The sequence below is a fragment of the Nitrospira sp. T9 genome (genome assembly GCF_052156535.1).
Taxonomy (GTDB): domain Bacteria; phylum Nitrospirota; class Nitrospiria; order Nitrospirales; family UBA8639; genus Nitrospira_E.
The window spans coordinates 349,416-371,486 of record NZ_JBQKUP010000034.1 but is presented as its reverse complement, the minus strand read 5'-3'; the positions used below and the strand labels follow the sequence as shown (position 1 = coordinate 371,486).

Genomic DNA, 22,071 nt, shown 5'->3' with positions numbered 1-22,071 from the left:
ACGTTTGGGGCGATTTATTTATTGAGGAGGCGTATGAATATTCTTGTGAAGAGTGGTGAAGCCACGGCTACGACAACGGATGTGTTGGTATGTTTGGAATATGAACAGGACAAAGTCTGGAGCAAAGCCGTCCGGCCGGTCGATCAGAAACTCGGTGGACAATTGAGCGCCCTGCGCAAAAGTGGAGAATTTTCGGGCAAACCGAATAACACCGCCTTACTACATATCGATGGGAAATTGCCCGCAAAACGCGTGCTTCTTGTCGGTCTTGGAACACGGGAGACGGTGACCTTGGAACGAATTCGTCAAGCAATGGGGACCGCTGCCAAGCGCGCCCGCACCGCCAAAGCCAAAGGGATCGTTTGCGTAATGCCGGACGTGCCAAAGGGCACCGGCCCTATGGATGACGTGGCCCAAGCCATGGTGGAAGGGGTAGTTCTTGGAGAATATCGGTTTAATGAGTACCGTACGGACCGCACAGACGACACCCACTCCTTGCAATCCTGCACCCTACTCACCAAATCCAACGCTCACCTGAATGAGGCCAAAGCTGGCGCCAACCGTGGCAAAATCCTTGGGGAAGCGACCTGTTTCGTCCGGGATTTGTGCAACCACCCCGCGAACGTGATGACGCCTTCACGGGTTGTCACCGAGGCCAAAAACATCGCCAGGGAGGCCAAAGTCCGGCTCAAAGTCTTGGACCGCAAACAGCAGGAAAAACTCGGCATGGGCGGATTATTGGGGGTCTCTCGTGGCAGCATCGAACCGCCCCAATTTATCATTCTGGAATATATGGGTGGCCCTCGCACACAAAAACCCATTGTCTTTGTCGGCAAAACGGTAACCTTTGATAGCGGTGGGATCTCCCTAAAACCATCGGAAAACATGGAACAGATGAAGGCCGACATGACGGGTGGAGCCGAAGTGTTGGCGACGATTCGAGCCGCCTCACGGCTCAAGCTCCCGGTGAATGCGATCGGCCTCCTGCCTGTGACGGAAAACATGCCGGGAGGACGGGCAACTAAACCCGGCGATATCCTTACCATGCTCTCCGGAAAAACGGTGGAAGTCCAAAATACCGATGCGGAAGGTCGTTTGATTCTTGCTGACGGCCTGGCCTATGCCTCCCGACTCAAACCCGCCTGCGTGATTGATATCGCCACACTGACCGGTGCGGCTGCTGTCGCGTTGGGACAGTTCGCGATTGGCATGTTGGGCAATGACGACACCATGAAAGCCGATCTCAAAAAGGCCGGCAATCAGGCCGGGGAACGGGTATGGGAAATGCCCCTGTGGGATGAATACTTTGAACAGCTCAAAAGTGACGTGGCGGACATGCGGAACATCGGTGGGCGGGGAGGCGGAATGATTACGGCGGCGATGTTCTTATCAAAATTCGTTGGAGACCATCCCTGGGTCCATTTGGACATTGCCAGCACCGATTGGGGTACAACCGAACGCCCGTATACTCCTAAAGGTCCGACAGGTATCGGGACCCGGTTGCTCATTCAATATTTGCTGAATCACGTCAATCGCTAGTCGGGAACACATAGCGATGTCTAGCGCTGAACTCGTAGGGCAACTGTGTATGATCGGTTTCGAAGGGACGGAGGTCACTCCGGACCTTCGAGCCTGGATGCAGGAATTCCGACCAGGAGGGATCATTCTTTTTTCCCGCAATTTGGTTGACCCTTTCCAAATCGCACACCTCACGAACGACCTCCAAGCCCTGGCCGGTGACATCCCGCTGCTCATCGGCATCGACCAAGAAGGCGGACGCGTCTCCCGCCTTCCTGCAGGCTTTACCATCTTTCCTCCTGCAACCACCGTCGCCCACTCGGGATCCACGGAACTGGCCTACCAGGCGGCTGCCGTGACCGCTAAAGAGTTACGCGCCGTAGGGATTAATATGAATATGGCACCGGTTTTGGACATTCATACGAATCCCTCCAATCCTATTATCGGAGATCGGGCGTTTGGGACCGAGCCGGAACAGGTGTGCCTTATGGGAGCGGCCACTCTCGCTGGCCTGCACGATCATCGCGTATTGGCCTGCGGAAAACATTTTCCTGGTCATGGCGACACCAGTACCGATTCACATGTGGAACTGCCGGTGGTCCATGCCACACGGGAGCGGCTGAAGAGTGTGGAGCTCAAACCATTTCAATACGCCATTGCTCATGGCCTTCAAGCTATCATGACGGCCCACGTCCACTATCCCGCCTTGGACCCCACAAACCCCGCAACCCTGTCTTCCATGATATTGACAGATATCCTTCGGCAGCAGATGGGATTTTCCGGTGTCATCTTGAGTGACGACTTGGAGATGGGCGCCATTGTGAACCATTTGACAGTCGGTGAGGCCGCTGTGCACTCGTTGCAAGCCGGAGTGGATATGTTATTAGTGTGCAAAACCCGCAGGCTTGCGACCGATACGATTAAAGCCGTCAGTCGTGCAGTTGAATCTCACGTATTGGATCAAAGCCGCCTGGAGACAAGTTTGGCCCGTATCGCCTCCGTCAAACAGCAATTTGTCTTCCCCTATCATCCAGTCGACATTCCCTCCATCCCTAAGACTGTCGGGATTTCTGCCCATCGCCATGTCTTAGCACAGATCCAAGGACAGTCTCGCACCCTGACCTGAAGACACAGAAAAGATAAGACGGATTTCCGGACGGGCTCCAATAAGGAGTAGGAGGTTCGGCACGCTTTAGGCCATGTCTTGGATGCCGGATCCTCTCACCTTCTTAGGTGTAAAAAAGAAGGGCCTGGCCCAATTCTGGACATTCCCTACAAAGATTTGTTTAGCTATCAACCTTGCTGTACAAATCGACACATCCAATCATCTATTCCTATTGCTAATGACAGAATTTCATGATTCATCTCGGAAGCAAGGAGCATGGCTATGGCATTGAAAAAAGGGGACATTATCGACGAACGCAAACGGTATCCTGATTCTTGTGGACTGGTACTGAAGGTGATGAGCGGTGGGGAAGGGTTTGAAAAAATTCGATGTTGCGGACATGACTTGACCCTGGAAGACGTGGTTCCCTCGTTTAATCAAGAGCGTGGCCGCCGAGCAGGAGCCTTGGCAGTTGGCATGCCCCTCGATGAAAAAATAGTTGCCACTGATTCCTGTGGACTTCGCCTAATGGTGATGGCGGGTGGGGAGGGATTTCAGGAAGTCATCTGTTGTGGTCATTCGTTTGGTGCGAAAGCGATTCAGAGTTTAGAGTTTGGTCAGATGCGGGGAGAGGACATCAAGCAGGAGCCCCCCCCCAACACCCCACATCAAGGAACCGCATAAGAGGACACATTCAACATGTTAGGGTGGACACCAGATTCAATTAAACAATGGGTCCGATGGATGCAGTTCCTCGACCGGTGGGGCTACATCACCGCCTGCTTGAGTTTTCTTCTCGTGGGTATGCTGGTGTTCGGGTATAGTTGGGTAGCCTATGCTCAATCGGTACAGACCGAGTTTTTGCCAGCAACCATCACTTTACTGAATGACCTGTTGTTCGTCATCATTCTTTTGGAGTTGTTTCGCACGGTATTAGGCTTCTTACAAAACGACCGCATTCGACTCGAACCCTTCCTGCATGTGGGGATCATCGCATCTGTCCGAAGAATTCTTACCGCTGGAGCTGAATTCTCGCACCAGGAATCTGTCCCTGAAGACATGTTTCGTCATTATCTCATGGATATGTCCTTACATGTCATCGTGATTTTGGTCCTCATGATTGCATTATATCTTCACCGAAAATCCGAGCTCCCGGTAGAACCTCTTCTCAACAAATAGCCCTTCCGAATTCCAGGAAAATTCTTTTCCCCTTTCTCTTCCCTCAATCATAGTATTGTCAGAAATTCCTCATGAACTTCTTCGGCTCATATTGCATACCGCCGGGGGCTGTGGCAGTATAGCCTCCTTTTTAGACGACAATCTGTAGTGTTGGTATCATGGATTCTCTTCCTGAATTAGTCGGCACAGTCCATATTATTCTGGGCCCTTATCGAGGAAATCCGATTGCACTGTACATGTGCCAGGATGAGTCTACCTGCCGGATTTCTCCTCGTATCTATCCGTGGAATCAAACTGTTGGAACCGGAGAAACCCCCAATAAGGCCGCCGCAGACTTCGAAGCCAGGTGGAAAGAGACGGACTTGGCCGACGATATGTATACCGGCCCTCATTGGGAAGGTGGCATCAAGCCGGAAAAGCCCAAACCTGTGCCTGCTCCAAAACCTGCCACTCCCCCTGCAGCAAAGACAGAGGCTGCAAAAGAGACCAAACCGCCTGCACCTAAAACACCGGCTCTGCCGGATCCACCACAACCAAGTCCAGAAGCCGAAGACGCAGCTAAGTAAAAACTCCCAGTCCTTTTATCCGTTTTGAGAGTTCTCTTTCTTATGGGTTTTGTGTGAACCGAGCCAAAATGTCCTTGGCATGCTATGTTCGGCTGTCGGCAAACTGCCTGGCGGATTCTATCAACGCCGTAAATAGACGTTTCTGAATTGCATCCTGCCGGTATAAAAACTCCGGATGCCATTGGACCCCAAGCCAGAATGGATGACGAGAGGCTTCAATCGCTTCAATGACTCCATCTGGAGCAATCCCGGTCACCTGAAATGACGACGGAACAGATTTGATAGATTGATGGTGGGAGCTATTCACCGCAATACTTAATTGCTTGGCGATGCGCTGCAGTAGGCTGTTGGGTTCAATATTAACCAGATGGGCTGTTTTCGTTGCCGATTTGGTGGGTCGATGTTCAATTTTCGTCGACAATTGAGAGGAAATATCCTGCACCAGAGTTCCTCCCAAGGCCACGTTCATGGATTGCATCCCTCCGCAGATGCCCAGGGTCGGCACCCCCTGACGAAAGGCCAGCTTGGATAATCCCAGCTCTAGTTGAGCGCGCTCTTCGCTCATTTGCTGAAAAGGATACCGCTGCTTCTCCCCATACAACTCAGGGGCTAAATCCGATCCGCTCCCGGTCACCAGAAGACCGTCCAACCGTTGTATAAGATATTTCTGTTTCGCCAACCCACGGACCAGAGGAAGCACGATGGGCACTCCCCCGGCGTCCTGAATTGCCTGAAGGTACCTGGCCCTCAAAAAATAGGTGGGCTCTTTCCCACCCATATCCTTCCGATTTCCAGGGTTAAAATCCGGTGTAATTCCAATGATAGGTTTGAGCATGCCAGCCGATTCAACTCGGGCGGGTTTGATCTTTCGGTCTATAGCGCTTGATCCTCGTATGCGGAGACCCCAAGGAATCGAACGGGCTCATTCCCCTTTAGATGGTCAGGAGTGATGACATACGTGCCGTAGAAGCTCGGCTCCCATACAGCTTTTGCGGTTTCAAGGTCACCACCCGTCAATCCATAGGTAAACGTTCCCACAACCCCGCCCAAGATGGCATAGGCAAACTTCACAGGGAAATAAATCACGGTCAGCAAAGCACTCCCGATCCCAAGGGCCGCTTCATTGGTTGGGCTCGATAATTCTTGTTCGGCAGCCAAACTGACCCCTGGGGCACCCAGGCATACTATCAGGGAAAAAGCCAACAACACGCACACCCCGGTTAATTGTTTAAGCACACCTTCCCCAAAAACCTTGGATTGCCGCATAAGGAATACTCCTTCCTGTTTAATTTTTATGCAAACCTTCTCGTTGGTATTTTAAACCTGAATGATGCATTAGTCTTCTGTTTTTAAATCCGAAATGAGCAATTATAGCAAATTTGGTATATTCATTGTGACGGGGGTCTCTTTTCGGTTTCAATCAGATCCAACTCGATAAAAATCTGCCTCTTGATTTCCTCGGCCTCACGCTCAACTACCTCATCAGTCTCAGCTACGAGAGCATCCCCTGAAACTTGAATATTTTCCTGCTTGATTCCCTGCTGAATAAAGGCATGAAGCTTATGAAAGCACAGCAACTGCACCAATAAATCATGGCTTTTTTCTCGATAGGCTCCCTGCGTTTCAACTGGAACGCCCCTCAGAACAACATCCAACCATGACGAATGCTGAAGGATTCCTTCGAGCCTGTCTACTTGGTTCCTTTTCATCACCACCTCGACTTGTACCCCACCTTTCCAGCTGCGTTTTTTGACATTAAACACACAGTGTACAGAATCTGAGGCACCTTCAACGGCTTCAGGGCCGTAAAACAGCGTAATGCGAAAGAGGGGAATTTGGGGCGGTGAGAGTAATGACATCCGTGATCTACTCGTTTCTTTTAAGAGCACAACAAAAAATGAAGAATACGCAAAAACTTGGCTAGGGCATAGTGTCCCAAGCCTACCGCATTTAGGTTGACACTCGTCAATCTTGAAAGATAGAGTCTTTTAAGTCTTAAATTTTCATAGTGTTAAAGGAGAGGTTTTATCTATGTTCGGAACCATGGGGTTCTCAGAACTCATGATCATTCTGGTGATCATCCTGATTATTTTCGGGGCAGGTCGGCTCCCGCAAATCGGAGAGGGTGTGGGGAAAGCCTTAAAAGGCTTTAAAAAAGAAGTCGCCGATATACCCTCACCTGTGGACCCCAATGAGCCACTTCCCAATACACCGCCAGAACCAGGACAGGTGCAATCCCAACCAACTACCTCTGTAGGCACTCCGACAAATCAGCCATTTCAGCCTGGTCCTGAACAAACCCCGGGAACCACTGCAGCGTTACTTTATAAGGGAGCAGGGCCTGAGGTGATCCAACCTTCATCTCAATCTGGCGGGGCTTCCAGTCCTCCTCAAGCCACGACGACTCCTTCTTCACCCCCACCGATGTCGATGGAGGATAGGCAAGCGCAACCAGCCCCCATGGCTTCCAGGCAATATCCTGCCCTCCCGGCTGGTGCACAAGCGAAGCCCGTGCTGAAGCGACCTGCAGCTGTTGTGAATAAACAAGCTGTGGCGCGAGTCCAAGCTCAACAAGCTGCAATGAAAGCTCAGGCTTCCCAGCAATCCGGATCAGCTCCCCGAGATATGCAATCATTGGGAGAAGGTCTTGGAAGTGCCGTACGTACCTTCCGCGATGCCGCGGCAGATATTAAAAATTCGATCGATCCTCAAATGCGCACCATTCAAGCGGAACTGGAGTCTGCCGAAAAAGAGATGCAAGACTCCATTGAAGTAGCCAAAGAGCCCCTAACTCCCAAAGAACCCTCTGGATCTGCATAAGCCTTTCTTGCTCACGTTCTCTACCAATTCTGCTCCCGTTATTGGAGCAATTTGTTTCTTTGGACTCTTTGGGTGTGTCATTGAATCCCCACCTGAATCAGCTGAATCCGTTACCGCACGACTTATTCCACTTCTAACGGATACTCAGACTGATACGAGACGGACCGCAGCCTTATCACTTGGAAAAATTGGCGACCCTCAGGGCATTCCAGCCCTTGTTATCTCGTTGTCGGATCCAGATGATCAGGTTCGACAATCAAGTGCTTGGGCCTTGGGAACGATGGCCGATTCACTATCAGACCAGGCTCTAGTTGCATTGGTTCAGCACCTTACGGACCCTTCCGAATTAGTTAGACAGGCTGTGGTATTGGCCTTGGGTCGGACAGCTGTGCAGAAGGAATTAATACAAGTGTTAACCCAAGCCTACGCTATTTCCACCATTGACACTCAAAGAGCCATTATCCAATCTCTTGCTCACTTTGATTTTCCATTTTCCTATTCCGTGTACCTTCAAGCTCTGGAAAGTCCGGATTCTCTCACTCGACAATCTGCAATTGCAGGGCTCGGTGAATTAGGCGACCCCCGGGGACTCCCGTTGTTACGCACTCATCTTCTCCAGGATCCAAGCGTGGGTGTCCGATCGGAAGCCGCATATCGTTTAGGCAAATTGGGAACCAGCGCGGATGTGGTGGCACTGAAGCAAGCCATGGAAACAGACCCGACTCCCAATGTGCATTTTTGGGCCTCTTGGGCCCTTATCCAAATTGGTCAGGATACCTAATCTCCACGAATTTTCTTCGGCGTCATCATTCACCTTCCTCGCTGATTTCCGTCCAACTTTCATCCTAGATCAAAATTTTTCCATGTTCCATGCGTTTGATTGAATACTCGAGATAAAATCATTACAATTCGCCTTCTTTTTCTCCATGAGGAAAAAATGAAGAAAATAAAAATAGAGGTGATCGTAGGCCTTCTGGTAATTCTGACAGGCCTGAGTTGCGCTTCCGCACCGGTGAAATGGTTCAAGCCCGGTACCTCACAGGCGACCTTTTCCAAGGATAAAGCTGATTGCGAAGAAGCTTTGTTCTCAACAGGAACCACTCAAAGGACCAAAGAGGTTTATTCCCTAGAAGGGTGTTTGGAGGCAAAGGGTTATACAGCCATCCCGCTTTCTTCTCAATAACGAAAAATCAAAAGTTTGGTTAAAAATCCTGGGGAGGATTAATTCTGGAGTTTTCGTTAACAAGAAAAACGGCTAGTCTCTTAGGGGGGTGGACAATGTGTCGTTCTGATCATTTAAAATGAGAGGAAATCGTGCATGTGTTAAAAATCGATAGAACAAGCGAACGAGAACATGAAAAAAGTTCTTTTAGTAGATGATGATCTCAATGCTCGTGAGGCCCTTCGCCTAGTCCTGGAATCTCAGAAATTAGAATGCATTGAGGTCGGTAATGGATCAGAAGCCATCGCTTGGCTGTCCAACAACCGGGCGGACCTGATTATCTCCGACAATCAAATGCCGGTTCTGGCAGGCCTGGATTTTATTGATCAAATCAAATTGCAAGCGAACGATCCCATCCCAACCCCCGTCATTTTACTTAGTGGTCATCTCGACGACCAGGATAAACAGCGTGCGCGTCAGGCAGGAGTCTTTGCTATCCTGGATAAACCTTGCAATTTTAGCCAATTCCTGTCCATGGTTCAGCTTGCATTGGACCAATAAGTCTTGTTCTTTGTCCTCCTGGTCTTCTCCTTCAACAGCGCTCCTCTTAAATCCTCGTATTAAAAAAACTTCCGTATCTCTAACTTTTCCTACTATGTGCTCATCTGCTAATCCATAAGCGGTATTTCTTCATTAACCCTTTTCTCGATATCTCTTCACTAGGGCGATGGATCTACTACCACCCTACAAAAATCATTTCCCCATATTGGGAAGTGAGCGACCGAAGAAATCGAAAAAATTCCAGTTAAACTTTCTCTTTAACAAAAGGAGTGCTCTCATGCTGAAAATATTCGGAGGAATGATTATCGGTTCCCTTATGACCATGATACTCTTTGGAGGGGTATCTGCTGCAGACAAAGTTCTGGCGAATGCGCAAACCTTATATTTTGACCAGATCCAGCGACCAGACACCACCACCACACTTCTACTACTGGTCTTTTTAAGTATCTTTCTTGCTTCTCTGGCTCTATGGCCTGCCAAGCCTGCTTTGGACACAAAGAAAATTACCAAACAATTGCGCCGGCACTGTTAAAAATCAAAATTTTCAATCCCAAGACAACAAAGCAGTCGGGAGAGAAACTGCTGGCAGGGGAGCATAATGCGGACTGAGACAGTCAATGCGACTACCAGACATTGATGCCGACAAAACTATTACTTTGTGGGCCAACGAATCTGTATTGAAATCGATATATTTCAATAGGTATTTCATTTGTCTTCCCAGTGAAATTTAAAAGGATGGCTAATGGCCTCGACCCGTTCATGCTTCATGACCCTGAGCATGAATGGGTTGGAGAAGGCTTTTGGCCTAATAACGGTTTCGAAAACGATAATGAAGGAAAACGTGATGCACGATTAACGTTTCAAGGATAAATTATCCATGCCATTTTTCTGATTTTATCGTTTCTGCGCCGCCTCCACATAGAATCTTTCAGAAGAGCTACTTCCATGATTTATCCATTCCGATTTGCCAAAAAATCGTTAATTTATTAATCCCAAAAGTCCGAAGCTGATGAATTCAGGGTTTTCCAAAAATATATCCTCTTCACCCTCACTCCATTCTTCTCCAATAGGCCTCCAGAGGCATTCTGACGGACGAGGACAAACAACATAAGAAACTCCCTCTATTTAAAAGAAAGATGTCGTGGAACCTCAGAGTCGCGAAAGAGGGAGTGTTGAATAATAAAGATGTTCAAGGGCAAATTTGCCCAGGATTAGATGACTCATCAAAGGCTCCGGGTCGGTTCAAAAAAGTCCGTCCAGCAAGGCCGCAGCCGTTTTTACGCGCGGAGCGTACGCGTAGTACGTGAGCACGGGAAAATGGCGAGAACGCCGCTGGCGGCTTTTTTCAACAGACCCAAAGTGAATTCCGAAATCACGAGCAGTCGCACATAGCATCAGCCGGAGTCCTAACCAAATGGGACGATTTTTTTCTTTCCAGTAAGTCTGATGAAATACTCTATGCTGTCGGGGAAAAGTCAGTATTGACACTAACTTCTCCTGTCCCAGGTAATCCACAAGCTACCCTACAAAAAGCCCAGCAAATTCAGTCGGCACCCCTAGCACCAGCCGATCCTTCAGTCCGGGATCTGGCGGTGGCCTTGTCAGCTATTGCCTTGAAACCGCAGCCCGCCAGAAACTGCAACGAAAGACCAGCGAAGACAGCTCTCCCTCTGAAAAACCAAACAATGCCTTTCCCTCTCATATTGATCATAAGTACATTAATTTAATCACTAAATCTTAAAGCTGGGCAGACCTTTCCACTCCCAAGAATCTCTTGCCCATTGTTTTCTCCTCATTGAATAAACTCCTTCGCTCTCTTAAAACACCTTTCACAAGCCTATCCTGAAAATTGTGATCCCAGTATGCTGCCGGTCCCTTTACCAACGAAGCTGGCAACGGACTTGCTAAATCGTATGTTCCAAGACAAACCATTGAGGATTTATTCTTAACAAAGCAGAGCCAAATAGGAATACAAAAAGATACCCAAGCACACGCGAATATATGGAAACAACAACAAACATTGGCCCACGGGCAATATCTCGAACTGATGGAGATCCGGAGACGTATGAACATTGTGGAAAAAATGAAACATGACTGGAACGAACGGGCCCAACACCATGCAAGATTTTGGATTGCCACCGAGGATTACCACACAGAAGAAAAATTCGCTCAATCGGGAAAAGACACTGCTCAGGCACTGTTGGCAACCATTCCTGTCTCTCCCTTACGGTCGTGGAAAGTTTTGGACATCGGATGCGGGATTGGCAGAGTCCTCAAAGCTCTCGCCTCCTATTTTGATTATTTAGTTGGAGTCGATGTCTCCTCCGCAATGATTGCCCAGAGCAAACAGTGGTTAGCCGACGATCCCCATGTTCACACGTATGAAACCTCTGGGGTGGATCTTCGAGAATTTCCTCACTCCTCCTTTGATCTGGTGTACTCCTATGTCACATTTCAGCATATGCCCCGTCCTGTGTTTGAACGTTACCTGGGAGAAATCCACCGCGTCTTGACTCCTAATGGCTATCTGGTCTTTCAACTTCCCATAGGCCCTTATCTTGATGTTCCTCTCGAGGACACCATTGGGATACGGTCCTATTCCCATCAGGAAATTGAAGAAAGCCTTCGGCGGAACGGCTTAGGCTTCCTTGAACACCCATCATCCAATCCCGAATTCACAGAGATGTCTGATTCGCATAGTCACCGTTTCCGGTTGGCACAAAAAATCGGTCCAATAGATTCCACTGTCTCAATGGACTGGGACGAATTGGAACAACCGCACTTTGTCTCTGAATTGGATAACCATCTTTATGGCATTTATGCCGACAATTGCGCATGTGCAGGCAACTATCAGGAGGGAATTCAGACGCTGCAAACGCTGATCAATAAGAATCCCGCAACTCTGGAAGGAAGATTACGGTTGGCAGCATTATTGATCGAGACCGGACAACTCCCACAAGCTTTGGTTACCATAAAAGAAATCATCACCATCCACCCTGGATATCAAGAAGGCCATCGAACGCTCAAGCAACTCCTCGAGAAATTTCCGAATCTACATCCTTCTGAGATTCCTTCTCTATGCACAACCAGCAAGCACTCTCCTGCCCAAGCCTTTCGAAATACTCCTGCATTAGAAAACAGGGAATATTCGACCACATAAAGTCTGAATAAAATACACTATCCACCCGTGCCTCCGGTCAGCCAACCATAGGCGATCAACATGCATGTGTAAATTTTGGCTTTCTAATAAGCTTTCTTTTGTTATAATCATGTTCACGGGTTGTAAATCTAATCCTTTATCTCTCACTACCAAACTAGGAGGAAAGCATGGCAGAAAAACCATGGGTATTGGTGTCAACATTTTTTCTGGTCATGGGAATGTCGGGCATGGCGTTAGGAAGTCCGCCAAACAATGGCCCAGGTTGCGGGTTAGGGAAATTAGCGTGGGAAGAAACCTCTGTCAGTAAAAGCAATATTGCTCCTCAGGTCATGATGGCCACAACCAACGGCACCTTTGGATCTCAAACATTTGGAATTAGTTCGGGAACTTCCGGTTGCACCAATGATGGGCAAGTCTGGGCATCAGAAAAAGTTAATGTCTTTGCAGCTATTAATTTTGACAATTTGGCTCAAGAAATGGCTCAAGGAGAAGGCGAACATCTCACGTCATTGGCCACACTAATGGGTATTCCTGTTGCCCAACAGCCTGCGTTCTTTGCCATGACCCAAGAGAAATACACCACTCTGGTTCAGGAGGGTGAAACCTCGCCAAAGGCGGTGGTAAAAGCCATTCACGATGCCATGGTGGACCATCCCGTTTTAGCTCAAGTCACGACATCGAAGTAAATTATTTCAGGCTCCGGCTGGTAAAGCCGGAGCCTCTCTCTTCTTTACCTTCCTGACATGTGGTAAACATTCTTCTTCTTTTTCTTGTACTTCTGCTACTTCCTTTTGAGCTCAAGGCCCAAGCCCACTCCTCCCTCTATCTGCAAGAACTCCTTCAACAAGCCACCACGGAAAAACTTTACCAGGACCGCTACTGGCATCGTTTACTCCACTACCGACAAAACCCTTTTAATGGCCACACCAGCGAAGTCGATGATCCAGGGTTCTTCCTTTCACCAGATGGGAAAACCGATCCAGAAGCTGAATTACATGCCACACTGACATATTTTTTTTCTGACACCTTAGTTGGGCGCTCCAAACAGCCGGCACAATGTGCTTTTATTGCCCGATATCACTGGCTGAAAGAAAAACTGCATTTTCAGGACTCTAAGCTTCTTCCACATCCATGTGAACGTTTTGTAAGTTGGCTTAAAGAACTGGATCCTGCCTCGATTACCTTTGTTTTTCCTTCGGCCTATATGGATAACCCGGCCTCCATGTTCGGACATTCATTTTTACGAGTGGATCAAAAAGGCCAAACCGCAGAAACGAATATTTTGGCGTATACGATTAACTACGCTGCCGAGGTCCCGCCGGATGCGGGGATTGAATTCGCATATAAAGGAATATTTGGAGGATACAAGGGGTTCTTTTCGACCATTCCCTATTACATGAAGGTCAAAGAATACCGGGATCTTGAGAATAGAGACATTTGGGAATATCGCTTGAATTTTTCACAAGAACAATATTACAGATTGCTCATGCATGCGTGGGAATTAGGGAATGCCTATTTTGACTATTACTTCTTTAAAGAAAATTGTGCGTACCACATTCTCTCACTCCTGGAAGTAGCCGATCCCAATCTCCACCTGACCGACCAGTTTCACTTTGCAACGATTCCTGCCGATACCATTCGCCTTCTTACTCGACAGAAAGAATTGGTTCAAAAAATTTCTTATCGTCCCGCCCGGAGTACTCTCCTTAAACGCAAGAGAGAAGCCTTAACAAAAGAGGAAGCTGTCTTGGTCCGAAAACTCCTTCACGATCCTCAGATAATAAGCCAATCCGAATTTCTTCAATTACCACAAAACCGCAAAACATTCCTTCTGGATTTCGCTTCAGACGTCTTGCGCTATAAAGGGGTCACCGATCGAGACAACGCTGAAGACTATAAGGCCAAAAATCGATCTATCTTAGTGGCACGCAGTCACATTCCCATCCCATCCGGCCCCTTTCCGGTTAAACCTTTTTCTCTTTCTCCCGAACACGGACACCAAACGATCAGAGTCGGAGGTGGAGTCGGATGGAGAAACAATAATACATTTGAAGAAATCAACTTCCGAGGCGCCTATCATGATCTCCTGGACCCTGACCCAGGATACACCCAGGATGCACAAATAGAATTACTGGATTTACGGCTGAGGCATTATCACGGACAAAATCAATTTCGAGTGGAACGTTTTACCTTTGCTAATGTCCTCTCCTTGGCCCCCATTGATTCCTTGTTCGTTTCGCCATCATGGAAATTTAATGTTGGAATGGACACCGTCAAGACCTCAAGTTGCGACCTCTGTTCAAATGGGAATGCCAATGCAGGAATCGGTGGAGCTCTGGAAACTCAGATGTTTCAGCGGGAAGTCTTTTTTCTCTTTGGGGAGATGGATGCCAACATCAGTGGAGGGTACAAAGAAAACCACCGGGTGGGGGGAGGAGTATCCGGCGGCGTGATGGCCACCATTACTCCGAACTGGAAATGGCTCATGTCAGCAGGATATTTGTATTACCCCCTTGGAGATCGATCGCATGACATCCCTATTTCTGTTGGCCAACGATGGACATTTGCCAAAAATTTCGCCGTGCGCGCCACATTCACTCACCATGAACAGGACAATGAAATTTTGGGTGTATTTCATGGATATTTTTGATTCAGGAATGCCATTATTTTCATCCACAAGTCATAGGATCCACAGCTCCAAACAACGACACAGATACCCTTAATCCTTATAGATGCGTGATCATGAGAGTTGCCGAGACAAGTCGAACGCCACATTAAAATATATATCCAATTCCACCTATAAAATATTCGCTTCGAAAATTCACAGAGAGTTGGTCCCAGTGGTAATTCGCAGCACTGTATTTATACTCCCCAAACACGAACCAATTCGGGGCAACTACCAACTGAATCCCGCCAAATAACTGATATCCCGGAGCTAAACTCGTTTCCATATTGCGGTCCTTTCTACCGGGAATATCCGAATCATGAAGGATTCCATTCGAGATCCCCCCTCCTATTCCCGCATATGGCCGTGCATACAGGCCAGGATACCGAAAGATGAAATTGACCATCGAGCTATACGTCACAAGGCCACTTTTACCTTTACCCGTTTCTGCACCATTTTCTTCGATTGGGAATCTCAAGGAGTTATTCTGTCCAAATGACTCTAGTTCAACTCCAAGATATCCCTTAAAAGAAGACGGGAATAATCCAACCTTCACTCCAAGCCCAGGATGCCCATGAATTCGTTCATCAGTAACACCATTCCCCTTAAATGAAAGGCCCTGGTTTAAGGGTTGAGTAGCCATCCCGTAACCGGCCAGATAAATCTCTATGTTCTCCAATGCATATCCTTTTGAGGGAGCAGAAAGCAGCGTCAAGCATATCAGGACTGCTACGATTTTCATGCTGAACGTTCCAAATCGGCACTCGGCAAAAACCCAGGTCCCGTCATTTTGGCAAAAAAAGGGAGCACCCAGAATAACCTTCCAGGTGCTCCCCGCCAACATGGGAATCTCTTTTTAGGAAACCTAGTTTCCTCTCGCAATCGTACAAACTTCAGTATACACTCCCCATACAATATTTTTGTAGGAAGTATTCACATATACCAGCTTTGAAATTCCTCCATTGGCCATGGCGGTCTCAACTCGTGTATCTCCGGACGCCACAATGCCCAAAATTTGGTGGCTACAAGCTGTTCCAGTTTTCGCCGCTGCGACACCGTTATCCAACACCAAGCTCCCCCCCTGCACATCAGTGTAAATCCCCGCAACAGCAAATGACGCATTGGGCTGCTGAAAACTTGCCGCCCCCATACAGCCTACAAGCATGAAACACATTAACCCCACAAGAACCAGATTTACGCACTGTTTCATCAAAACCTCCTCTGTTAATGGTATATGAAACTTTCTCTAAAAATTCTGTTACCCTTAAGTAGCGTATTCAAAAAATAATGTCAACAAACCGTTATCCGCTGCTCCTCCAAGAAACGCGCTTTCTTCCCTACAATCTTCAAGAACGTTAGGTAGTAATTTTTCTATACCATGAATCTCACTGGCCAAAACCTGGGACACCCCCTTTCCACAGACCCCACTTTTTTGTTTAGATGAAGGACGTGAGCAGAATGGAGAGCTTCCGATTCTTATGGCCAAATTTCATATGAGCATGTAAATGATTTTAGAAGACGAATTTTGCGATATCATTAAAAAAGCGCGCTTTGGACAAGGGCTGGGAATTGAGACCCTTGCGGAATTGGCAAAAATGGAGCAGGCCGAGGTGGAACACCTTGAGAAAGGCCATCGACCTCCGACCAAAGGCGAAATTCAAGGCATTAGCCAGGCCTTACACCTGCGTGTTGGCCCCCTGGTAAGCCTGACTTTGGACGGATGGTTACCTCAGCCTCAACCGGAATGGACGACTGAACACGATCTTGTTGAAACCATTAAAGGCGACATTGGCGGGTATGAGGTCAAAGGCTATCTGTTAACTGATCAAGCCACCAAACAGGCCATCATGATTGATACAGGATACAATGCCAAGCAGATGCTTGCGAGCATCTCCCGGCGTGATTTGACCTTGATCGGGGTTTGCCTCACCCATGGGCACACGGACCATGCGGGAGGGCTGGAAGAGATTCTGTCTCGATGGCCAGTGCCGGTCTATCTGGGTAATGGAGATTTCGATCTGCTCCCATGGAGACCACCTGACGCCTCCATAAAAATACCAGCCAACCATCAGGTGATTGCCCTGGGAGAGTTGACGGTTGAATGTTTGGCCACCCCAGGCCATACCCCTGGAGGATTTTGCTATCTGTTATCGCTCAAAGGCCAAACCCTGTGTTTTGTGGGGGATACGCTCTTTTCCGGTTCGGTGGGGCGTTCAAACCCCTTTTCACTGTATCCCCAGCATTTGCAATCCGTTCGCCATACCCTGTTACACTTACCAAAAGACACCGCCTTGTTTCCTGGCCATGGTCCCTCCACCACAGTGACTGAGGAACAAGCGCATAATCCATTTGCCTGATCTTGCATGTCAGACCATTTACTGGCTTGGCATTTAATAAGGACGTGTTAATGGATCACGAATCGCCTGAACCTTCCACTCCTTCAGAGAATAAGCCAACTCCCCCACCTTCTCTGTTGAATCCTATTGCCCCCACCGATCCACTGCCCCAGACCAACCCACCTGCTCCTCCGCCTCTAATCAGGCCTATCTCCACAAACGACATACGTCAAGACCACACAACGGAAACATCCTCCCGCGGGATGGATCATTGGCAATCACTTGAACCTGAACTACTCGAAACTGGAGAGGAGGTGGACGAATTCCCTCCTCCAACTCCCAGCGTTTTTTCTCAATGGGGACTTCCTATTTTGCTTTTTGGGCTCACCGTATTCACCACACTCTGGGCAGGAGCATTTCAAGTGAATACGAAACCCGTCAATGGGGCCTGGGATTTTTTAATGCGCTATCCTGGCTCTTTAGTCAATGGGATCCCCTTTGCCGCAACCCTTTTAGGTATCCTCGTTACCCATGAATTCGGGCATTACCTCCTCTCCCGCATTCATCGTGTGCCCGCGTCCTTACCGCTGTTCATCCCTGGTCCTCCACACTTCATCGGTACCTTTGGGGCCGTAATTCGCATGCGATCGGCCATTATGAATCGGCGGGCACTTTTTGATATTGGCGTTGCGGGTCCCATTGCCGGTTTTATCGCAGCAGTCGTGGCTATTATAATCGGACTCTCCCTTTCCCATATCGTCCCACGATCACAAACCTACGGCTTACAGTTGGGCGAACCACTCCTGCTGCAATGGTTTGGCTGGCTCATGTTTGGCCCGATTCCACCTACGCACGATATTGTACTCCATCCCATTGCCTTCGCCGCGTGGTTCGGATTTTTCGTCACCGCAATTAATTTACTGCCTTTGGGTCAATTGGACGGAGGCCATGTGGCATTTGCGGTGTTAGGCCGTCGGCAACGCTCACTGGCCTTGGGAACGATTCCCATACTTATTTATTTGGGACTCACGGGTTGGCCTGGATGGATTCTCTGGGTTGGCCTGGCCAGCCTTGTCGGGATTGGCCACCCCCCGGTCATTGACCCTGACATCGTTTTGGGCAAACACCGCCGATGGGTGGCTTGGGCGGCCTTGGCTATTTTCATTGTGACTTTCGCCCCAGTGCCGTTTTCCGTTGGCTGACAGACATGTTAGCCTTGCCTATGCCCTGGTTGTTCACGGAACATCATCCGTTTTCTCCACCATCGTTTCCGTGCTGGAATTCCCAGCCCAACCACGAAAAGGAATCGTGATCTCATGAGTGACTATCAATCCCAATTACACACCTACATTCAAGATCACCGCGCCAGCTTTGAAGACCTCCTTGGTCAAATGGTGGAAGTGCCATCAGTGAGCTCAGACCCTGAACATGCCCCCGATATGCACCGGATGGCGGAGTTAGCCGTTCAGTATCTGGAACAATTTGGAGCCAAGGCCTCTATTGTGAACACCAGTGGTTTTCCCAGCGTGTCCGGAGAATGGATGGCCGGCCGGCAATACCCCAGCCTGACCATTTACAATCATTTAGACGTCCAGCCTGCTCAGGAACCGGAATGGCGGCAGCCTCCCTTTGCCTTTCATAAAGATGGTGATCGGTACTGTGGACGTGGAGCGACAGACGATAAAGGCCCGGCGTTAACCGCCCTCTTTGCTGCAAAATTTGCCAGAGAAGCCGGCATCCCCCTGAACATCCGGGTCCTCTGGGAATTGGAAGAAGAAATTGCCAGCCCAAATTTTTCAGAGGTCCTTCAGAACCGTAAAGCGGTCCCTGCGTCCGATTCGGTTCTGGTGTCTGATACGATTTGGGTAGCGAAGGATCGCCCGGCTCTCTCCTGTGGACTTCGCGGTTTGTTAGTCGCCAAGTTGGTGCTTCGCACAGGGGAAACCGATATTCATTCAGGTCTCACGGGCGGCGGAGCCCGCAACCCCTTGGCGGAATTATGTGAAGCCGCCTATTCCTGCTTAGACGCAAAAACCGGGCGCGTGAAAATACCAGGGTTTTACGATGATGTCGTCCCGCCCACCAGAACCGAACTGAAAAACTTTCTGGCATCAGGATTTCAGGTTCGGCTTTTTAAAGAAGCCTATCAACTGCGATCGCTGCGAACATCCGATCCTCAGGATTTACTCAAACGAATCTGGGCCTCTCCCACCTTTGAAGTTCATGGGTTAGCAGGTGGCCATATGGGCCCAGGCGTCAAAACTGTTGTGCCGGCCTGGGGTGAACTCAAAGTGAGTATGCGATTAGTTCCCAACCAACATCCCTCAAAAATTTTCCGACTCCTGAAAAAACACCTCCGTACTCGCAATCCTGATATTGAGGTGATTAATGATGGAGAACTGGAACCCTATCGTGGAATTTCCGATGGCCCTTATGCGGAGGCATTACAAGAGTCGGTAGCCCAGGCCTTTGGACGCCGACCAGTGTTTGTACGGGAAGGTGGATCTATCGGGGCCATTGCGGTGTTACAACGTGCCTGGAAAGTCCCGATTCTGTTTATGGGTCTCAGTCTGCCTGAACATGGGTATCATGCACCCAATGAATATTTCGATTGGAGACAAGCTTCAGGGGGGATACAAGCCTTCGTCCACTACTTCGATCGCTTGAGTCGGATGCGATTAGAAAAACCCAAAACCCGATCCAAGCCAATAACAAGCTAAGGTCCGGAAGAAGGTAACTGAGCTGAAGGTAGGTCTTGAAAATGCACGAGGGTTCGAATATAGGCGAGAATATTGCGCCGCTCATTGGCCGACAATTGATGACTCCAGCCACTCATGGCCGTCCGGGGAATTCCCTCAGCAATAATCTCGAGGAGTTCTGCATCAGTTTTGGCTGAGGTGGCTGCGGAAACTAAATTTCCTGGGCGAGGGGCTAACAGGGCCGCCCGTGGCCCATCCCCCCGTCCTTCCGCTCCATGACATTCCAGACAATGAATACGATAGAGGTCCCGCCCCTGCTCCCCTCCTGGTTGCGCACCAAAAGTCCCTAACGTATAGAACACGCCTAAACCTGAGATGATCAGGCCGTTCAGTAGAACCAGGACACCCATCCAAACCAGGCGATTCATGCCTTTAATTGTACTGCGTGAATGGCATATATTCAAAAATTCGCCCATCAGCCAATATTTTAGATGGGAATCCGTGGCAGTTGCAAAAACTCTCTACTGACTGCGCAACAATATCCGGAGCGGAATTCCCTCAAAACCATATTCCGTCCTGATGGAGTTCTCTAGATAACGGAGGTAGGACGCTGGGACTTTTGGTGCGGATTTGACAAATAGCGCAAAGGTAGGCGGTTTGGTCGCCACCTGAGTGATAAATACGGATTTTTTCGGATTCCCTCTGACCAACGTTATGGGATTTTTTTCCAGGAGTTCCTGAACAAATAGATTCAGCTTACGGGTTTGAATGCGTTTGGAAAAATCGGCCACAACCTGATCAATTTTAGGAAAAAGGCGCGTGAGCGTTTCCGGTTGAATTGCGGCACCAAAGACAACCGGCACATAGGTAAAAAAGGGAAATCGCCGAGCTAATTCAAGATTGTAGGCGGGATACGCCTCACGATCCCCTTCCCGCATGTCCCATTTATTCACAAGAATGATACAACCTCGCCCTTGCTTACTGATTAAGCCAGCAATTTTCGTATCTTGTTCTGTGACTCCTTCTACCCCATCCAAAACCAGCACTGCAACATCAGATCGTCCCAACGCTCGAATGGCTCGCACGACACTATAGCCTTCAATCCCACGCTCGATCCGCCCCCTTCGCCGGAGACCTGCCGTATCTGTAAAGATATACCGTCGCCCATGAAGACTGACCATTGAATCAATCGGATCGCGGGTCGTTCCTGGAATATCACTGACAATGAGACGTCGTTCACCGAGGATGGCATTAACCAACGTCGATTTCCCCACATTGGGTCGGCCCACTACTGCGATTCTTGGGGTCTCTTGTTGGACCTCATCCTCCGTAGCATGAGGAAGATAGGGCAAAAGGGCTTCCAGTAGTTCATCCACCCCTAATCCTCCCTCAGCCGAAATAGGAAAAATCGTCTTTATCCCTAATTTGTAGAAATCGGCCAAGAGCGGTTCAGCCTGAGGAGTATCAATCTTATTGATCGCCAGAAAAACCGGCTTTTTCACCGGTCGCAACAGCTTAACGAGATCGGCATCCAACGGAGACAACCCCACCCGGCCATCCATAACAGCAATGATGAGATCCGCTTCTTCAATAGCCGCTTGGGTTTGAAATTTGATCTGCTCCACAATGACATCGTCAGTGGTCAGATCCAGTCCACCGGTGTCGATTAACGTGAATATCCGATTCTGATAATCGCACTCTGCGGTGTTTCTATCCCGAGTGACTCCGGAAACATCATCGACAATTGCCGTACGGTGACCGACAATCCGATTGAACAGCGTGGATTTTCCTACATTTGGTCGTCCCACAAGGGCAACCAAAGGTTTGTAGGGTTTGGGGTCTGGGGAAACTTCGACAGGCAAGCCCGACGGACATGGTGGCGATTCAAGAGATGGTCTGATGCGAGAGCGGGGTGTGCGAGAACGGGAAAATCGAGTCATTGGACAGCAAATTATCGGCTAAGGGTGTTCAAACTGGTAGGAAAATTTATTTTTGGACGTCAGGTCGTCTACCAGATCAACAAGACGATTAATCGAAAGAGCCCGTCAAGTGATAGCCTGGATAAAGCCCCCCAGTCAACTACCGGCGGATAAAGCTTTATTTAGACACAGAATGTAGATCAGCCACAAGGAAATTTATCGAGGAGAATCTTTCCTGCAGTTCGATTGGTTTATGGGAAATGAACCCATGCAAATTATTCAGCAATTGGGTAACAACTATGACGGCTCTGCGAAAATGTTAGACATTTTTCGTGATCTACCAGCCATCCACACCGGTGAATTCAATTTTTGAATGGACTC

At 48.8% G+C, this 22,071-nt stretch carries 22 protein-coding genes and 1 pseudogene; 16 read left to right on the top strand and 7 right to left on the bottom strand.

Features of this window, described 5'->3' with window-relative positions; all coding sequences use genetic code 11:
* Nucleotides 1-33: 33 nt before the first annotated feature.
* From ACTRXD_RS10265 to ACTRXD_RS10245, 5 genes are all read left to right on the top strand, one after another.
* Nucleotides 34-1,539, top strand: a complete 1,506-nt coding sequence (locus ACTRXD_RS10265; RefSeq protein ID WP_442431711.1) for a leucyl aminopeptidase — start codon at nucleotides 34-36, stop codon at nucleotides 1,537-1,539.
* Between the two features lie 16 nt (nucleotides 1,540-1,555).
* On the top strand, nucleotides 1,556-2,644 hold the full coding sequence (gene nagZ, locus ACTRXD_RS10260; protein WP_442431710.1) for a beta-N-acetylhexosaminidase: 1,089 nt from the start codon (nucleotides 1,556-1,558) through the stop codon (nucleotides 2,642-2,644).
* A gap of 261 nt (nucleotides 2,645-2,905) precedes the next feature.
* Nucleotides 2,906-3,307, top strand: a complete 402-nt coding sequence (locus tag ACTRXD_RS10255) for a hypothetical protein (protein ID WP_442431709.1) — start codon at nucleotides 2,906-2,908, stop codon at nucleotides 3,305-3,307.
* Nucleotides 3,308-3,322: 15 nt separating this feature from the next.
* Nucleotides 3,323-3,802 (top strand): phosphate-starvation-inducible PsiE family protein, encoded by a 480-nt coding sequence (locus ACTRXD_RS10250; RefSeq protein WP_312742512.1) that lies wholly within the window; start codon nucleotides 3,323-3,325, stop codon nucleotides 3,800-3,802.
* 158 nt (nucleotides 3,803-3,960) lie between these two features.
* Complete coding sequence (locus ACTRXD_RS10245) at nucleotides 3,961-4,368, top strand: hypothetical protein (protein ID WP_442431708.1); 408 nt, start codon at nucleotides 3,961-3,963, stop codon at nucleotides 4,366-4,368.
* Nucleotides 4,369-4,450: 82 nt separating this feature from the next.
* On the opposite strand, the gene ACTRXD_RS10240 is transcribed toward ACTRXD_RS10245, so the two are convergent.
* From ACTRXD_RS10240 to ACTRXD_RS10230, 3 genes are all read right to left on the bottom strand, one after another.
* Nucleotides 4,451-5,203, bottom strand: a complete 753-nt coding sequence (locus ACTRXD_RS10240; RefSeq protein WP_442431707.1) for a gamma-glutamyl-gamma-aminobutyrate hydrolase family protein — start codon at nucleotides 5,201-5,203, stop codon at nucleotides 4,451-4,453.
* A gap of 38 nt (nucleotides 5,204-5,241) precedes the next feature.
* Nucleotides 5,242-5,634, bottom strand: coding sequence for a hypothetical protein (locus ACTRXD_RS10235; RefSeq protein ID WP_442431706.1), 393 nt, complete (start codon nucleotides 5,632-5,634; stop codon nucleotides 5,242-5,244).
* A gap of 122 nt (nucleotides 5,635-5,756) precedes the next feature.
* On the bottom strand, nucleotides 5,757-6,227 hold the full coding sequence (locus ACTRXD_RS10230; protein ID WP_442431705.1) for a hypothetical protein: 471 nt from the start codon (nucleotides 6,225-6,227) through the stop codon (nucleotides 5,757-5,759).
* Nucleotides 6,228-6,399: 172 nt separating this feature from the next.
* Between ACTRXD_RS10230 and tatA the strand changes: the two genes are divergently transcribed.
* The 8 genes and pseudogenes from tatA to ACTRXD_RS10190 all read left to right on the top strand — a co-directional run bounded on the left by tatA (nucleotide 6,400) and on the right by ACTRXD_RS10190 (nucleotide 14,721).
* Nucleotides 6,400-7,188 carry a twin-arginine translocase TatA/TatE family subunit gene (gene tatA, locus ACTRXD_RS10225; RefSeq protein ID WP_442431704.1) on the top strand — a complete coding sequence of 263 codons (789 nt, stop codon included), beginning with the start codon at nucleotides 6,400-6,402 and terminating at the stop codon, nucleotides 7,186-7,188.
* Between the two features lie 7 nt (nucleotides 7,189-7,195).
* Entirely contained in the window at nucleotides 7,196-7,969 is a 774-nt protein-coding gene (locus ACTRXD_RS10220) for a HEAT repeat domain-containing protein (RefSeq protein ID WP_442431703.1), read from the top strand.
* 573 nt (nucleotides 7,970-8,542) lie between these two features.
* Nucleotides 8,543-8,911, top strand: coding sequence for a response regulator (locus ACTRXD_RS10215; protein ID WP_442431702.1), 369 nt, complete (start codon nucleotides 8,543-8,545; stop codon nucleotides 8,909-8,911).
* A gap of 277 nt (nucleotides 8,912-9,188) precedes the next feature.
* The gene (locus ACTRXD_RS10210) at nucleotides 9,189-9,443 is read left to right on the top strand and encodes a hypothetical protein (protein ID WP_442431701.1); all 255 of its coding nucleotides are present in this window, start codon (nucleotides 9,189-9,191) and stop codon (nucleotides 9,441-9,443) included.
* Nucleotides 9,444-10,269: 826 nt separating this feature from the next.
* Nucleotides 10,270-10,638 (top strand): annotated as a pseudogene (locus ACTRXD_RS10205) (putative metalloprotease CJM1_0395 family protein); the annotation flags it as partial.
* A gap of 338 nt (nucleotides 10,639-10,976) precedes the next feature.
* On the top strand, nucleotides 10,977-12,071 hold the full coding sequence (locus ACTRXD_RS10200) for a methyltransferase domain-containing protein (protein ID WP_442431700.1): 1,095 nt from the start codon (nucleotides 10,977-10,979) through the stop codon (nucleotides 12,069-12,071).
* Between the two features lie 167 nt (nucleotides 12,072-12,238).
* Nucleotides 12,239-12,757, top strand: coding sequence for a DUF3015 domain-containing protein (locus tag ACTRXD_RS10195; RefSeq protein ID WP_442431699.1), 519 nt, complete (start codon nucleotides 12,239-12,241; stop codon nucleotides 12,755-12,757).
* A gap of 59 nt (nucleotides 12,758-12,816) precedes the next feature.
* Entirely contained in the window at nucleotides 12,817-14,721 is a 1,905-nt protein-coding gene (locus ACTRXD_RS10190) for an Lnb N-terminal periplasmic domain-containing protein (RefSeq protein ID WP_442431698.1), read from the top strand.
* Nucleotides 14,722-14,845: 124 nt separating this feature from the next.
* On the opposite strand, the gene ACTRXD_RS10185 is transcribed toward ACTRXD_RS10190, so the two are convergent.
* Nucleotides 14,846-15,478, bottom strand: a complete 633-nt coding sequence (locus tag ACTRXD_RS10185) for a hypothetical protein (RefSeq protein WP_442431697.1) — start codon at nucleotides 15,476-15,478, stop codon at nucleotides 14,846-14,848.
* 123 nt (nucleotides 15,479-15,601) lie between these two features.
* Nucleotides 15,602-15,946: a TRL domain-containing protein gene (locus tag ACTRXD_RS10180; protein WP_442431696.1), complete on the bottom strand. Its 345-nt coding sequence runs from the start codon at nucleotides 15,944-15,946 to the stop codon at nucleotides 15,602-15,604.
* A 295-nt stretch (nucleotides 15,947-16,241) separates the two neighbouring features.
* Here ACTRXD_RS10180 and ACTRXD_RS10175 point away from each other — a divergent pair, with 295 nt between their 5' ends.
* The 3 genes from ACTRXD_RS10175 (at nucleotide 16,242) to ACTRXD_RS10165 (ending at nucleotide 19,792) form a co-directional block, all read left to right on the top strand.
* Nucleotides 16,242-17,093, top strand: a complete 852-nt coding sequence (locus tag ACTRXD_RS10175) for an MBL fold metallo-hydrolase (RefSeq protein WP_442431695.1) — start codon at nucleotides 16,242-16,244, stop codon at nucleotides 17,091-17,093.
* A 50-nt stretch (nucleotides 17,094-17,143) separates the two neighbouring features.
* On the top strand, nucleotides 17,144-18,274 hold the full coding sequence (locus tag ACTRXD_RS10170; protein ID WP_442431694.1) for a site-2 protease family protein: 1,131 nt from the start codon (nucleotides 17,144-17,146) through the stop codon (nucleotides 18,272-18,274).
* Nucleotides 18,275-18,388: 114 nt separating this feature from the next.
* Entirely contained in the window at nucleotides 18,389-19,792 is a 1,404-nt protein-coding gene (locus tag ACTRXD_RS10165) for a M20/M25/M40 family metallo-hydrolase (protein WP_442431693.1), read from the top strand.
* Here the strand turns inward: ACTRXD_RS10165 and ACTRXD_RS10160 are convergent.
* Together ACTRXD_RS10160 and der are read right to left on the bottom strand one after the other, a co-directional pair.
* Complete coding sequence (locus ACTRXD_RS10160) at nucleotides 19,789-20,199, bottom strand: c-type cytochrome (protein WP_442431692.1); 411 nt, start codon at nucleotides 20,197-20,199, stop codon at nucleotides 19,789-19,791. The two genes, ACTRXD_RS10165 and ACTRXD_RS10160, sit on opposite strands and share 4 nt — an antisense overlap.
* Before the next feature lie 93 nt (nucleotides 20,200-20,292).
* The gene (gene der, locus ACTRXD_RS10155) at nucleotides 20,293-21,579 is read right to left on the bottom strand and encodes a ribosome biogenesis GTPase Der (RefSeq protein WP_442431691.1); all 1,287 of its coding nucleotides are present in this window, start codon (nucleotides 21,577-21,579) and stop codon (nucleotides 20,293-20,295) included.
* Nucleotides 21,580-22,071 lie beyond the last annotated feature (492 nt).

Coding starts and splice junctions, on each gene's coding strand:
- ACTRXD_RS10180 (WP_442431696.1), bottom strand. CDS start 15,946: ATGAAACAGTGCGTAAATCTGGTTCTTGTGGGGTTAATGTGTTTCATG.
- ACTRXD_RS10210 (WP_442431701.1), top strand. CDS start 9,189: ATGCTGAAAATATTCGGAGGAATGATTATCGGTTCCCTTATGACCATG.
- tatA (WP_442431704.1), top strand. CDS start 6,400: ATGTTCGGAACCATGGGGTTCTCAGAACTCATGATCATTCTGGTGATC.
- ACTRXD_RS10195 (WP_442431699.1), top strand. CDS start 12,239: ATGGCAGAAAAACCATGGGTATTGGTGTCAACATTTTTTCTGGTCATG.
- ACTRXD_RS10200 (WP_442431700.1), top strand. CDS start 10,977: ATGAACATTGTGGAAAAAATGAAACATGACTGGAACGAACGGGCCCAA.
- ACTRXD_RS10245 (WP_442431708.1), top strand. CDS start 3,961: ATGGATTCTCTTCCTGAATTAGTCGGCACAGTCCATATTATTCTGGGC.
- ACTRXD_RS10255 (WP_442431709.1), top strand. CDS start 2,906: ATGGCATTGAAAAAAGGGGACATTATCGACGAACGCAAACGGTATCCT.
- ACTRXD_RS10240 (WP_442431707.1), bottom strand. CDS start 5,203: ATGCTCAAACCTATCATTGGAATTACACCGGATTTTAACCCTGGAAAT.
- ACTRXD_RS10175 (WP_442431695.1), top strand. CDS start 16,242: ATGATTTTAGAAGACGAATTTTGCGATATCATTAAAAAAGCGCGCTTT.
- ACTRXD_RS10235 (WP_442431706.1), bottom strand. CDS start 5,634: ATGCGGCAATCCAAGGTTTTTGGGGAAGGTGTGCTTAAACAATTAACC.
- ACTRXD_RS10185 (WP_442431697.1), bottom strand. CDS start 15,478: ATGAAAATCGTAGCAGTCCTGATATGCTTGACGCTGCTTTCTGCTCCC.
- nagZ (WP_442431710.1), top strand. CDS start 1,556: ATGTCTAGCGCTGAACTCGTAGGGCAACTGTGTATGATCGGTTTCGAA.
- ACTRXD_RS10160 (WP_442431692.1), bottom strand. CDS start 20,199: ATGAATCGCCTGGTTTGGATGGGTGTCCTGGTTCTACTGAACGGCCTG.
- ACTRXD_RS10265 (WP_442431711.1), top strand. CDS start 34: ATGAATATTCTTGTGAAGAGTGGTGAAGCCACGGCTACGACAACGGAT.
- ACTRXD_RS10165 (WP_442431693.1), top strand. CDS start 18,389: ATGAGTGACTATCAATCCCAATTACACACCTACATTCAAGATCACCGC.
- ACTRXD_RS10250 (WP_312742512.1), top strand. CDS start 3,323: ATGTTAGGGTGGACACCAGATTCAATTAAACAATGGGTCCGATGGATG.
- ACTRXD_RS10170 (WP_442431694.1), top strand. CDS start 17,144: ATGGATCACGAATCGCCTGAACCTTCCACTCCTTCAGAGAATAAGCCA.
- ACTRXD_RS10215 (WP_442431702.1), top strand. CDS start 8,543: ATGAAAAAAGTTCTTTTAGTAGATGATGATCTCAATGCTCGTGAGGCC.
- ACTRXD_RS10230 (WP_442431705.1), bottom strand. CDS start 6,227: ATGTCATTACTCTCACCGCCCCAAATTCCCCTCTTTCGCATTACGCTG.